Annotated in this window: 10 protein-coding genes; 4 read left to right on the top strand and 6 right to left on the bottom strand. The window is 55.7% G+C overall.

Features of this window, described 5'->3' with window-relative positions:
* Positions 1–2 precede the first annotated feature (2 nt).
* Complete coding sequence (gene cspD / locus ACXKZD_RS12930) at positions 3–224, bottom strand: cold shock-like protein CspD (RefSeq protein WP_010254451.1); 222 nt, start codon at positions 222–224, stop codon at positions 3–5.
* A 316-nt stretch (positions 225–540) separates the two neighbouring features.
* Here cspD and clpS point away from each other — a divergent pair, with 316 nt between their 5' ends.
* Positions 541–861, top strand: coding sequence for an ATP-dependent Clp protease adapter ClpS (gene clpS, locus ACXKZD_RS12925; protein ID WP_010254453.1), 321 nt, complete (start codon positions 541–543; stop codon positions 859–861).
* Positions 862–913: 52 nt separating this feature from the next.
* Positions 914–3,190 (top strand): ATP-dependent Clp protease ATP-binding subunit ClpA, encoded by a 2,277-nt coding sequence (clpA, locus tag ACXKZD_RS12920; RefSeq protein ID WP_010254457.1) that lies wholly within the window; start codon positions 914–916, stop codon positions 3,188–3,190.
* Positions 3,191–3,277: 87 nt separating this feature from the next.
* Here clpA and infA read toward each other — a convergent pair whose 3' ends face one another.
* From infA to trxB, 5 genes are all read right to left on the bottom strand, one after another.
* A complete protein-coding gene (gene infA, locus ACXKZD_RS12915; RefSeq protein ID WP_002211347.1) occupies positions 3,278–3,496 on the bottom strand; it encodes a translation initiation factor IF-1 in 219 nt (72 codons plus the stop codon).
* A 345-nt stretch (positions 3,497–3,841) separates the two neighbouring features.
* Positions 3,842–4,534, bottom strand: a complete 693-nt coding sequence (gene aat, locus ACXKZD_RS12910; RefSeq protein WP_010254921.1) for a leucyl/phenylalanyl-tRNA--protein transferase — start codon at positions 4,532–4,534, stop codon at positions 3,842–3,844.
* Between the two features lie 33 nt (positions 4,535–4,567).
* Positions 4,568–6,298, bottom strand: coding sequence for a heme ABC transporter ATP-binding protein/permease CydC (cydC, locus tag ACXKZD_RS12905; RefSeq protein WP_488981653.1), 1,731 nt, complete (start codon positions 6,296–6,298; stop codon positions 4,568–4,570).
* Entirely contained in the window at positions 6,298–8,067 is a 1,770-nt protein-coding gene (gene cydD, locus ACXKZD_RS12900; protein ID WP_488981652.1) for a heme ABC transporter permease/ATP-binding protein CydD, read from the bottom strand. Before cydD ends, cydC begins: the two co-directional genes overlap by 1 nt.
* A gap of 143 nt (positions 8,068–8,210) precedes the next feature.
* A complete protein-coding gene (gene trxB, locus ACXKZD_RS12895; RefSeq protein WP_003849329.1) occupies positions 8,211–9,179 on the bottom strand; it encodes a thioredoxin-disulfide reductase in 969 nt (322 codons plus the stop codon).
* A gap of 520 nt (positions 9,180–9,699) precedes the next feature.
* Here trxB and lrp point away from each other — a divergent pair.
* Complete coding sequence (gene lrp, locus ACXKZD_RS12890) at positions 9,700–10,194, top strand: leucine-responsive transcriptional regulator Lrp (RefSeq protein WP_006118610.1); 495 nt, start codon at positions 9,700–9,702, stop codon at positions 10,192–10,194.
* A gap of 118 nt (positions 10,195–10,312) precedes the next feature.
* Complete coding sequence (locus ACXKZD_RS12885; protein WP_488981651.1) at positions 10,313–13,855, top strand: DNA translocase FtsK 4TM domain-containing protein; 3,543 nt, start codon at positions 10,313–10,315, stop codon at positions 13,853–13,855.
* The last annotated feature ends 5 nt before the right edge of the window (positions 13,856–13,860 follow it).

Genomic DNA, 13,860 nt, shown 5'->3' with positions numbered 1-13,860 from the left:
TGTCAGGCCACAGCCTGCACCTCGACCGGCACGATCAGGCTGGCGTGATTGCCTTTCGGGCCTTCGTGGACATCGAACTGAACCTGCTGGCCTGCCTTAAGCGTGCGGTAGCCTTCCATCTGAATGGTGGAGTAGTGCGCAAAAATATCTTCGCCACCGCCAATCGGACAGATAAAGCCAAAGCCTTTGGAATTGTTGAACCATTTAACTGTGCCCGTCTCCATGCTTTTACTTCCCTCGCAAGACATTTTATAAGTAGGTGAGGTCATCGAAGCTGTGAGTCGGATTTGATTAAAACTCAATCAGCCTGTGCAGCTAGAATGTAGAGAAAGCGCGGCTGACGTCAAGCAAACCACCGGGCCAGGTGGGGAAAAAATCATCAAAATTTGAGGCAGTTAACGCTATTGCAAATTTTGTGATGCAGGTCGCGCAGGGGAATTTCTGAATAAATTTTCAGCAGCGGCATGCGGCTTGACAGGCATGTTAAACTCTCAATATGTAGCTACTTAAAGGCTAAAAGCAAAATCTCAACGGAACACTATGGCAAACGCAAACGACTGGCTTAACTTTGAACATCTGGCCGACGATAAAGTACGTGAAGGGTTAAAGCCGCCTTCTATGTATAAAGTCATTCTGAATAATGACGATTATACACCTATGGAATTTGTTATTGACGTTGTACAAAAGTTCTTTTCTTATGATGTTGAACGTGCAACGCAGCTGATGTTGAAAGTTCACTATCACGGCAAGGCGATCTGTGGTGTATTTACTGCAGAAGTCGCCGAAACAAAAGCGGCCCAGGTGAACAACTATGCACGGGAAAATCATCATCCGTTGCTGTGTACGCTGGAAAAGGCCTGAACCCGTCTCCATATAGGAAACAGGTAAGGGCGATAATTGGGGGAGGTGCCTAATGCTCAATCAAGAACTGGAACTCAGTTTAAATATGGCTTTCGCCAGAGCGCGTGAGCACCGTCATGAGTTTATGACCGTCGAGCATCTGTTACTGGCGTTGCTCAGTAACCCGTCGGCCAGAGAGGCACTGGAAGCCTGTACGGTGGACATTGTGGCTCTGCGGCAGGAACTCGAAGCCTTCATCGAACAAACCACGCCCGTGCTGCCTGCCAGCGAAGAGGAGCGTGATACACAACCCACGCTTAGCTTCCAGCGCGTCCTGCAGCGTGCGGTTTTCCATGTCCAGTCATCCGGTCGCAGCGAAGTCTCCGGTGCGAATGTGCTGGTCGCCATTTTCAGCGAGCAGGAGTCGCAAGCGGCTTATCTGCTACGCAAACATGAAGTGAGCCGCCTTGATGTGGTGAACTTCATCTCTCACGGTACGCGTAAAGATGAGTCCGGCCAGGCGCCAGGCGCAGAAAATCCGGTTAACGAAGAGCAAGCAGGCGGGGAGGAGCGTATGGAAAACTTCACCACCAATCTTAATCAGCTTGCTCGCGTCGGTGGTATTGATCCACTGATTGGTCGCGATAAAGAGCTGGAACGTACCGTTCAGGTGCTATGTCGTCGCCGTAAAAATAACCCGCTGCTGGTGGGTGAGTCGGGTGTGGGTAAAACCGCCATTGCTGAAGGTCTCGCCTGGCGCATAGAGCAGGGCGATGTACCGGAAGTGATGAAAGACTGCACGATCTACTCGCTGGATATCGGTTCGTTATTAGCCGGCACCAAGTACCGTGGTGACTTTGAAAAACGTTTCAAAGCGCTGCTGAAACAGCTGGAGCAGGACGAACACAGCATTCTGTTTATCGATGAGATCCATACCATCATCGGTGCGGGTGCTGCATCCGGCGGGCAGGTCGATGCTGCGAACCTGATCAAACCTCTTCTTTCCTCTGGCAAGATTCGGGTGATGGGTTCCACCACCTATCAGGAATTCAGCAACATCTTTGAAAAAGATCGTGCCCTGGCGCGTCGCTTCCAGAAGATCGATATCACGGAGCCTTCACCAGAAGAGACCGTGCAGATCCTGAATGGCCTGAAGACCAAGTACGAAGCGCATCACGATGTGCGCTATACCGCGAAAGCGGTGCGCGCAGCCGTGGAACTGGCGGTGAAATATATCAACGACCGTCATCTGCCTGACAAGGCGATTGATGTGATTGATGAAGCGGGTGCGCGAGCGCGCCTGATGCCAGCCAGTAAGCGCAAGAAAACCATCAACGTCTCTGACATTGAAACGGTGGTGGCCCGTATTGCCCGTATTCCTGAGCAAAGCGTGTCAGCAAGCGACCGCGATACGCTGAAAAATCTGGGCGATCGTCTGAAGATGCTGGTGTTTGGTCAGGACAACGCCATTGAGGCGCTGACGGAAGCGATCAAAATGAGCCGTGCAGGTCTGGGTCAGGATCGTAAGCCCGTCGGTTCCTTCCTGTTTGCCGGGCCTACCGGTGTCGGTAAAACGGAAGTCACCGTGCAGCTGGCGAAAGCGCTGGGCATTGAGTTGCTGCGCTTTGATATGTCCGAGTATATGGAGCGTCACACCGTCAGCCGTTTGATTGGTGCGCCTCCGGGTTACGTCGGTTTTGATCAGGGCGGCCTGCTGACGGATGCGGTGATTAAGCATCCTCATGCGGTGGTGTTGCTGGATGAGATTGAGAAAGCACACCCGGATGTCTTCAACCTGCTGCTGCAGGTGATGGATAACGGTATGCTGACCGACAACAACGGTCGCAAAGCGGACTTCCGCAATGTGGTGCTGGTCATGACCACTAACGCCGGTGTCCGCGAGACTGAACGTAAGTCGATTGGCCTGATTCATCAGGACAACAGCACCGATGCCATGGAAGAGATCAAAAAGATGTTTTCTCCAGAGTTTCGTAACCGTCTCGACAACATTATCTGGTTCAGTCACCTGTCACCAGAGGTGATCCATCAGGTGGTCGACAAGTTCATTGTCGAGTTGCAGGCGCAGCTGGATGCCAAAGGCGTGTCGCTGGAAGTCAGCGATGAAGCACGCGACTGGCTTGCTGAGAAAGGCTATGACAAAGCGATGGGCGCTCGTCCGATGGCCCGCACCGTGCAGGACAGCCTGAAGAAACCGTTAGCCAATGAACTGCTGTTTGGTTCGCTGGTGGATGGCGGCTCGGTGTCAGTGGCGCTGGATCGTGAGAAAGGTGAACTGACCTATCACTTCCTGAGTGCTGAAAAACGCAAAACCGAAGGCACGGTGCATTAATCACCTGCTGCAGATATGAAAAAGGCCGGATTAAAATCCGGCCTTTTTTTTTCGCTGCAAATTGCAGAGCGATGAGATTACTGCAAATTAGCGACTACGGAAGACAATGCGGCCTTTGCTCAGGTCGTACGGGGTCAGCTCAACGGTCACTTTGTCACCCGTCAGGATGCGGATGTAGTTTTTGCGCATTTTACCGGAGATATGAGCAGTAACCACGTGTCCGTTCTCAAGTTCTACGCGGAACATGGTGTTAGGTAACGTATCCAGTACGGTACCTTGCATTTCAATATTGTCTTCTTTGGCCATCGAATCCTCTGGGTGTACTACCTTTCAGTTGAACCGGCAAGATAATGCCCAATTCAACGATTTATGTAAAGAACCGTCGGCGATTTTGCCAACGCTTTGCCGGGGTGCACGTCAGTCGCGCGCATCCGGTAAAATTAGGGTGTTTATGTGACGTCTGCGGGGGATTAGCGGGCTAAGAATCTGTATCAACCGGTTACACGCGCACGATTGAAAACAGTTCCGAGAGTGCGTTGAGATTCCCAGCCTGGCAATTCCGGCTCGTTATTGCGAAGCGCGGACGACATACCAAACTCGACCATTATACCACTTAATACGCCTTTATGTGTGCAAAACATCTCTGTGCGACTAAAAAAGGGTTTGAGTCTGCCAGCAGCCATCGCTGACCGGCTGGCACGCAAGGCTTTGTACATATTGCAGATAGTCGGCGCGCGGGATCTCCTGCGCGCCCAAAGAGGCCGTATGAGGGTTAAGTACCTGACAATCCACCAGACGGCCCTGATGTCTGAGGAAATGCTGACAAAATACCCAAAGTGCGGTTTTTGACGCATTCTGCTGACGGCTGAACATTGATTCGCCGCAGAAGATTTGCCCCATCGCCAGCCCATACATGCCACCTGCCAGCTGATGTTCGTCCCATACTTCAATGGAGTGGGCGTGGCCCAGTTCATACAATCGCAACCAGGCGCGCTTCATTTCAAAGGTGATCCAGGTGCCTTCCTCACGACCGGTGGCACAGCCCTCGATCACCTCGGCAAATGACTCATTCATCGTCACCCGATAGGGCGAACGGCTGTGGAAACGCTTCATGCTGCGGCTGAGATGAAACTGCTCAGGCAACAGCACTGCACGGGGATCGGGCGACCACCAGAGAATCGGGTCGCCAGAAGAAAACCACGGAAAGATGCCGCGCTGATAAGCGTTAAGTAACCGGGCAGGGGAGAGATCACCCCCCATGGCCAGCAGGCCGTTTGGCTCACGCAGCGCCATCTCCGGTGGGGGAAATTGCAAAGATTCCCGTGACAGTTGTACCAGTCTCATCGCGTTATGTTACCTATCAGCATTTCGCTAAGACTATAGCGCAATCCGCTGTCGGAAACGCCAGTACCGACCCGCTTTTGAGATTAATTCGGCATGACTTCCCTGTTCCACAATCACGCCATTATCCATCACGCAGATGCGATCCATCTGCTCCAGGCCGCTGAGCCGGTGGGTGACCATTATTACGGTCTTGCCAGCGGTCAGCCGCTGCAGCAGGGTGAGGATATACTGCTCGGTTGTGGCATCCAGTCCTTCGGTGGGTTCATCCAGCAGCCAGAGATCGCCGTCATGCAGTAACGCACGCGCCAGCGCCAGCCGACGCAGTTCGCCGCCTGACAGCGGGCGACCGCCTTCTCCCATCCAGGCGTTTAATTCTTCCGGGCTCTCAAGCAGGCGCTGCAGGCCGACGTCATTCAGCACGCGGCGTAACTGCTCATCAGTAGCATCGGGACAGGCCAGCAGTAGGTTATCACGCAGGCTCTGACTGAAGAGATGAACCCGCTGAGTCACCACGCTGATGCGCTGACGCAGCGCTGGCTCTGACCATGCGGTGATCGGCAGGTCATTCAGGCTGATGATACCGTGCTGGCTATCCCAGCCACGGGTTAACAGCGCCAGCAGAGTCGATTTGCCGCAGCCGGTCGGCCCCAGCAGTGCAATGTGTTCACCGGCTGCCACCTTAAGGGTAAAGCGGTTCAGCACCTTATCCGGGCGGTCGGGATAGCTGAAGTCGAGCTGATCGATATCGACTGCGAGACGTCCTGGCCGGGCGTCTGAATCTGCCGGAAAGGTGATAGCGGGTGACTGATCGATAATGTCATTGACCCGCTGAGCGGCATTTATCACCTGTGACATGGGCAGAAAGGCCCCCGCAACTGGTGCCAGCGCCTCGAAAGCAGCCAGCGCGCAAAACACCACCAGGGCAATCAGCGAGCCGGGCAACTGCTGCTGGCTGATTGTCGCCGCACTGAGCCAGAGCAACAGTGTGACGCTTACGCCGCTGATCAGCAGCAGCAGGCTCTGTGCCGCAGCCTGCAAGCGCTGTTGCTGGCTCTGAGCCTGCTGCCAGCGCTGTTCATCTTCATCAAGTTGCTGACGCCAGCCCTGCGAGGCACCGTACAGGGTGAGTTCAGCCTGAGCCGCCAGCCACTGCATCAGCTGTAAGCGCCAGCGGGCGCGTCCACGGGCAATCGCGCCGCCTGCGGGCGATCCCAGACGGTAAAACAGCGCTGGCATCACCACCAGGGTACTCAGCATGATGCCGCCCAGCGTCAGTGCAAGCTGAAGATCGATAAAGCTCATTCCGAGGGTAACCACGACAATCACCACCAGTGCGCCGATCAGCGGCGAGATGACGCGCAGATAGAGGTGATCCAGCGTATCGACATCGGCCACGAAGCGGTTGAGCAGGTCCGCCTGCCGGAACCGCGAAAGCTGGCCTGGCGAAAGGGCCATCAGGCGGCTGAAGGTGTGGACACGCAGATGCTGAAGAACCCTGAATGTTGCATCGTGGCTGACCAGCCGTTCAGCATAGCGTGCGGCAGTGCGAATGATGGCGGCGCCACGTACGCCTGCCGCAGGCAGCATATAGTTGAAGGTATAGAGACCGGCTACGCCTGCCACTGACGAGGCGGCCAGAAACCAGCCTGAAAGCGTCAGCAGGCCGATGCTGGCCAGCAGGGTAACAATCGCCAGCACGATGCCCAGCGCCAGGCGATAAGGGTGGCGCAGCCAGAGACGAAGAAAAGGACGCAAGGCGGACATCAGCGAATCTCCTGTTGACGATGCTTCAGCATCTCACTGAACGCACCCGGCTGTTGCGACAGCTGCTGCCAGTTACCCTGTTGCACCAGCTTACCGGCTTCCATTACCCAGAGGGTTTGCCAGTGAATTAGCGTATCAATCTGATGGGTTATCATCAGCGTGGTCTGGCGGGCTGCCGCCTGGTTAAGTGCCAGCATCACATGACGTTCACTGAGCGCATCCAGGCTGGCTGCGGGTTCATCGAGCAGCAAAAAATGCGAGGATTTATAGAGTGCGCGCGCGACCGCGACCCGCTGCGCCTGACCCACCGACAGCTGATTACCGCCATCGCCGGGCTGGGTGTCAATGCCCTGGGGCAGCCGAGGCAGGAACTCATTAATGCCGCATGACTCCAGCAGCGCCGCAAAACGCTCGTCATCCCAGGCCGCATTCATCACGATATTGTCGCGCAAGGTGGCGGCCGGTAACTGAGGATTCTGTCCTACCCAACTGAGCTGCTGATGCCAGTCATTCCGTCGTATATCGCGAAGTTCAACGCCATTCGCTTTCAGCGAACCCTGATAAGGCAGAAAACCGAGCAGGGCGTTCATCAGAGCCGTTTTACCGGCCCCGCTTTGACCGACCAGCGCAATCTGTTCGCCAGGGACGACAGTAAAAGAGAGCGGGCCGCACAACACCTGACCATCAGGCGCACTGACACGCAGATCTTCGGCGATAAGTGCGATTGAGCGATCGGCAGTGAAGGGCAACTGGCCTTCCTGCGGCGCGGTGGCAGGCGTCGCCTGCATAAAGGCTTCAAGGGCATCGGCACCGCCTACAGCCTGGGCTTTGGCGTGATAGAAAGCGCCGAGATCGCGCAGCGGCTGGAAAAACTCCGGGGCGAGGATCAGCACCAGAAAGCCGGCAAACAGCGTCACGCCCTGGCCGTAATCACCAAAATGCAATTCGCCCAGATAGGAGAAGCCAAAGTAGACGGCCACCACGGCAATCGCCAGCGAGGCAAAAAACTCCAGTACGGCAGAGGAGAGAAAGGCTAAGCGCAGCACTTCCATGGTGCGCTGGCGAAAATCGGTGGTGGCGGCGGCAACCGCCTGCTGCTCCGCTGCGCCACGGTGAAACAGCCGCAGCGTCTCTCTGCCGCGCAGGCAGTCGAGAAAGTTACCGCTCAGGCGGGCCAGCACCAGGAAGTTCCGGCGGTTGGCCTCGGCCGCACCCATCCCGACCAGCGCCATAAACAGCGGAATCAGTGGCGCGGTGGCAAACAGGATCAGACCCGCCGTCCAGTTGAGCGGAAAAATAGTCAGCAGAATGCAGCAGGGGATCAGCACCGCCAGGGTCATCTGCGGCAGATAGCGCGCGTAATACTCCTGCATCTCTTCGATCTGCTCCAGCAGCAGCGTCGCCCAGCTGCCGGCTGGCTTTCCCTGAATCCACGCCGGCCCCAGATCAGATAACCGATCTAATACCTGCTGACGTAAAGCCTGACGGATAGCCTGTCCGGCACGATAACCGGTCAGTTCACGGGCATAGTTAATCAGGGCGCGGAGCACAAAGCAGAGCAGTAACAGCAGGATACTGACTGTCAGGGATTCACGCGGCTGCTGGTCAACAATCAGAGCCTGCAGCAGCGAGGCCAGTAAACCCGCCTGAGCAATGATCAGAAGTGCACTTGCCATGCCCAGCAGGGTGTTGAGTCGCAACCAGCGACCGGCGAAATGACGTTGCTGACGAAGCCAGCGGGTAAGATGCTGCTGCCGCGATTTGTCCATGCGAGACCATGATGAATGTCGATGACGGGTGAAAATGGAAAGACATTTCCATCTCTTCAGGCGCAAGAATCTAGCATGAGAGCAATAAAAAAGGCGACGGAAAAACCGTCGCCTGGAACATTTGAGATCAGAGGGTTAACAACTTACTGATCGTTTTTAACCAGTCCGTCAAGAAAGCGCTCAGCGTCTAACGCGGCCATACAGCCGGTGCCCGCAGAGGTGATCGCCTGACGATAGATATGGTCCATCACATCGCCTGCCGCAAAGACGCCAGGGATGCTGGTCTGAGTGGCGTTGCCGTGCAGACCTGACTGAACTTTGATGTAACCGTTCTCCAGCGCCAGCTGACCCTCAAAAATGGCCGTATTCGGGCTGTGTCCGATAGCAACAAAAAGACCCGCCACCTCCAGCGCTTCTGTCTCATCACTGTTCTGGGTAGAACGCAGTGTCAGACCAGTGACACCCATCTGATCGCCCACCACTTCTTCCAGCGTGCGATGGGTGTGCAGCACGATATTGCCATTGCGCACTTTTTCCATCAGGCGGTCGATCAGGATCTTCTCTGCGCGGAAGCTGTCACGACGGTGAATAAGGTGCACTTCAGCCGCAATATTCGCCAGGTAGAGCGCCTCTTCCACAGCCGTGTTGCCACCGCCAATCACCGCGACTTTCTGGTTGCGATAGAAGAAGCCGTCACAGGTTGCACAGGCAGAGACGCCTTTGCCTTTAAAGGCCTCTTCGGAAGGCAGACCGAGGTAGCGCGCTGACGCACCGGTGGCGATGATCAGGGCATCTGCCGTGTATTCGCCGCTGTCACCCGTAAGGCGGAACGGACGGTTCTGCAAATCGACGGTGTGAATGTGATCGAAAATGATCTCAGTATTAAATTTTTCGGCATGCTCATGCATCCGCTCCATCAGCGATGGACCTGTCAGATCGTGCGGGTCGCCCGGCCAGTTCTCTACCTCGGTGGTAGTGGTCAGCTGTCCGCCTTTTTCCAGACCCGTGATCAGTACCGGGTTCAGGTTGGCGCGTGCAGCATAAACGGCTGCGGTATAACCCGCTGGGCCGGAGCCCAGAATGAGTAACTTACTGTGTTTGGCCGTACTCATGCGTTCCTCAGTTTCATTCGGCTGACATAGCCTGCGATTGTAGGGAATATCCGGCGACAATGACAAGGCTTAGGCAATTTTGTTAACGATAGCTGCAAACGGCGTAGACGATGAGCGACGGTTTTGCCTGGCCAATGCGCCAAAAGGGGGCAAAACTCGGGTTAGAGGGGTGCAATAGTGGAAAAATAGTCATTTAAAAACAGATACCCAGCGGACTGTCTGGCATCTTGTCCTGAATTTGGTGATTTTACTTTGACAATCGCCTGCGCTTTTGCGAAAACATTATCAGAAGCGAATAACATTTATCGGAACAAAACAGGTTTTCATCGCCCGTTTTGCACGTAACGCCGAATAAAAGCAGCCTGATATGGATAATGACGCATGATGTGGACAGACAACATGCGTCATATCGATAGGTGTCAGAACACAGGCTCTGTTAGCTCACTTCAGAAATGCCCCGAACAATGAGCGTTTTCAGGGCGTGGCAGGTAAAGGGAAGGAATTAAGAGAGACAATAATAATGGTAGACAATAAGAAACGCCCCGGGAAAGACCTCGACAGAATTGACAGGAACATTCTGAATGAACTTCAGAAAGATGGTCGCATTTCAAACGTAGAGCTTTCCAAACGCGTAGGCTTATCGCCTACGCCATGTCTTGAACGCGTGCGTCGTCTCGAACGTCAGGGATTTATTCTTGGCTACACCGCGCAGTTGAACCCGCACTATCTGGATGCGTCGCTGCTGGTGTTCGTTGAGATTACTCTGAATCGTGGTGCACCGGATGTGTTTGAGCAATTTAACGCCGCTGTGCAAAAACTTGAGGAAACTCAAGAGTGTCACCTCGTTTCCGGCGATTTCGACTACCTGCTGAAAACGCGCGTACCTGATATGTCAGCCTACCGTAAGCTGCTGGGTGAAACCCTGTTGCGCCTGCCGGGCGTAAACGACACGCGTACGTATGTGGTGATGGAAGAGGTTAAACAGAGCAATCGACTGGTGATCAAAACTCGCTGATGCGGGGCAGGTGCAAAACCTGTGAGATTTCGGTACACTCCTGTGCATTCATACAGGATCAGCGTCGGGCTCGCCCGGCGCTGTTGCTTCTTACTTTACAGGCACCTGGAGAGTCCTCTTGAGCCAGGAATATACAGAAGATAAAGACGTTTCGTTACAATCGATGAGCAGTGGACGTCGTCTGCTGGAAGCAATGCTCATTCTGGTGGCGCTGTTTGCCATCTACCTGATGGTTTCTCTGGTCAGTTTTAACCCTTCCGACCCGAGCTGGTCGCAAACGGCCTGGCATGAACCTATCCATAATATCGGCGGCAGCGTCGGTGCCTGGCTGGCTGACACCTTACTCTTCATCTTTGGTGTGATGGCGTATGCCATTCCGCCCGTCATCCTGGGACTGTGCTGGATTGCTTTCCGTCAGCGCGACAGCCAGGACTACTTTGACTACTTTGCCGTCGGGCTGCGCTTAATTGGCGTCCTCGCGCTGGTGGTGACGACCTGTGGTATGGCGGCGCTGAATGCCGATGATATCTGGTACTTTGCCTCGGGCGGCGTGATCGGCAGCCTGGTCAGTAATGCTATTGCACCCTGGTTCAGTCCGGCTGGCGGCACGCTGATGCTGCTCTGCGTCTGGGCGGCGGGCATTACCCTTTACACCGGCTGGTCATGGCTCACCATTGCAGAAAGAATTGGCGGCGTAGTCATGGGCGTACTGACGTTTGCAAGCAACCGCTCTCGTCACGATGAACCCTGGCAGGAAGAGGATGACGAGCGGGACGCGCGTGAATACGCGGATGTGCCTGAGCTTCATGCCGCCGATCAGGATGATGATGTGCTGCTTTCTGCCCCACGTGCAGCTGCTGAGCCTGCGGCGTCACAACAGGATCCGCTGCTGGCTAAAGCTGCAGCAGCCACCAGTGCGGCAGTCGCGGCCACCGCTGAAGCCGCTGAGGTGACCCTCGCCCCTGCAGCCACGGTGACGCCAGCATCTGTCGCTGCACCTGCTGCTGCGGTTACAGCTTCGGCGCCTGCCGCGTCAGCGACATCCATCCCTGCATCGCCGTCTGCACAACCTGCGCCTGCGTACGCACAGAGCGCGCCAGCTCCGCAGAGTGTGGCGAATTCCCCGGCGCAGAGTGCTTCTGCACCCGCAGACTCACCACCGCTTTATCATTTTGAAATGCCAGACGACGCTCCGGCTACGCCGTCGTTCAGTGCTTACGACGATGATGAACCTAAAATGGGTAACTGGCGGGATACGTCAGCCATCCCTGCGGCATCGGCGGCAGCGGCATCCGCTGCAACGGCAGCCCAGGCAACAACGCGTACTGCGCCTGTTTTTGATTTAGCCCCTGAAACCAATCTCAATCCGCAGGTTAAACAAGGTATCGGCCCGGCACTGCCGCGTCCTAACCCGGTAAAACTGCCAACCCGTCGTGAGCTGGCCTCTTATGGCATTAAGCTGCCTTCTCAGCGCATGGCAGAAGAGAAAGCGAAAACGGAAGAGACCGAACCGGTTAGTGCTGGCTCCGTTTCCTCTGCTCCGGATGCTGAAGAGGCGCTGCAGCAGGCTGAACTGCGACAGGCTTTCCAGTCTGAACAGCAGCAGCGTTACGGCACCAGCTGGCAGCAGGACGAGGAAGATGAACAGGATGCACAGCAGCAGGATGCACTGGCCCGTCAGTTCGCCGAGCAGCAACAGCAGCGCTATGAGCCAGAAGTGAAAAAAGAGCCGGTATTCAATATTGATACCGCCTCAGCGTTTGATTTTTCACCGATGAAAGATCTGGTGGATGACGGTCCTTCTGAACCGCTGTTTACCATTGCGGCGACGCCAGAATCTGAAGCTCCAGCGGTTTCACACGAACCCTGGCAGCAGGTGAGTGAGGTTTCAAGACCTCAGGCTCCGGCTCATGTTCCTGCACCAGCCAGCTTTGCCCCGGCAGAGCCTGCCTATAGCGCCCCGGCAGCACCGTCTGAACCTGACTATGCTGCGCCTGCGGCAACCTCTGCGCCCGCTTATGGTGCCCCTGCGGCTCCTCAGGCTCCGGCGTACGCTGCGCCTGCCTATGGCACGCCACCGGCAGCGCCGGTTCAGCCGGTGGAAGAGGCGAAACCTTCACTGCATGACAGCCTGATTCATCCGTTCCTGATGCGCCATGAGCAGCCGCTGGAGAAACCCTCCACGCCACTGCCTTCGCTGGATCTGCTGACCGCACCGCCTGAAGAGGAAGAGCCGGTTGATATGTTCTCGCTGGAGCAGACTGCCCGTCTGGTGGAGTCGCGCTTAGGCGATTATCGCGTCAAAGCGGAGGTGGTCGGTATCTCGCCTGGCCCGGTTATTACCCGTTTCGAACTTGACCTGGCGCCGGGCGTTAAAGCGGCGCGTATCTCCAATCTGTCCCGCGATCTGGCGCGTTCGCTGTCGACGGTAGCGGTTCGTGTGGTGGAAGTGATCCCAGGCAAACCTTACGTAGGTCTGGAACTGCCAAACAAGCATCGTCAGACCGTCTATCTGCGTGAAGTGCTGGATTGCCCTAAATTCCGCGACAACCCTTCACCGCTGGCCGTCGTGCTGGGCAAAGACATTGCCGGTCAGCCGGTGGTGGCCGATCTGGCGAAAATGCCACACTTACTGGTCGCCGGTACCACCGGTTCCGGTAAGTCTGTGGGCGTGAACGCCATGATTATCAGCATGCTGTATAAGGCGACGCCGGAAGAAGTTCGCTTCATCATGATCGACCCGAAAATGCTTGAGCTGTCGGTCTATGAAGGTATTCCGCATCTGCTGACCGAAGTGGTCACAGACATGAAGGATGCTGCCAATGCGCTGCGCTGGAGCGTCGGTGAAATGGAGCGTCGCTACAAGCTGATGTCGGCGCTGGGCGTGCGTAATCTGGCGGGCTACAACGAAAAAGTGGAACAGGCCGAAGCGATGGGTCGTCCGATTCCCGATCCGTTCTGGAAGCCGGGCGACAGCATGGATATGACGCCGCCGGTTCTGGAGAAGCTGCCTTATATTGTTGTGATGGTCGATGAGTTTGCTGACCTGATCATGGCAGTCGGTAAAAAGGTGGAAGAGCTGATTGCCCGCCTGGCACAGAAAGCCCGTGCTGCCGGCATCCATCTGGTACTGGCGACACAGCGTCCATCCGTGGATGTCATTACCGGTCTGATCAAAGCGAACATTCCGACGCGTATCGCCTTTACTGTTTCCAGCAAAATTGACTCACGTACCATTCTCGATCAGGGCGGCGCGGAGTCATTACTGGGTATGGGTGACATGCTCTACATGCCGCCGAACTCCTCGCTGCCGATTCGTGTTCACGGTGCGTTTGTTCGTGACCAGGAAGTGCATGCAGTGGTTCAGGACTGGAAAGCGCGTGGTCGTCCGCAATATATCGACAGCATTACGGCGGGCGAAGAGAGCGAAAATGCCGGTGGCATCGACAGTGATGAAGAGCTCGATCCGCTGTTCGATCAGGCGGTCGGTTTTGTGGTCGATAAGCGCCGTGCGTCGATTTCAGGCGTTCAGCGTCAGTTCCGCATTGGCTATAACCGCGCGGCACGTATCATTGAACAGATGGAAGCGCAGGGCATCGTTTCTGCACCAGGACACAATGGTAACCGTGAAGTGCTGTCGCCACCGCCACACGATATGTAGTGGCT

This window comes from Pantoea sp. ABR1s (assembly GCF_057812235.1).
Note: the sequence above shows the minus strand (reverse complement) of the source record. Positions and strands in the feature narration are given on the sequence as shown.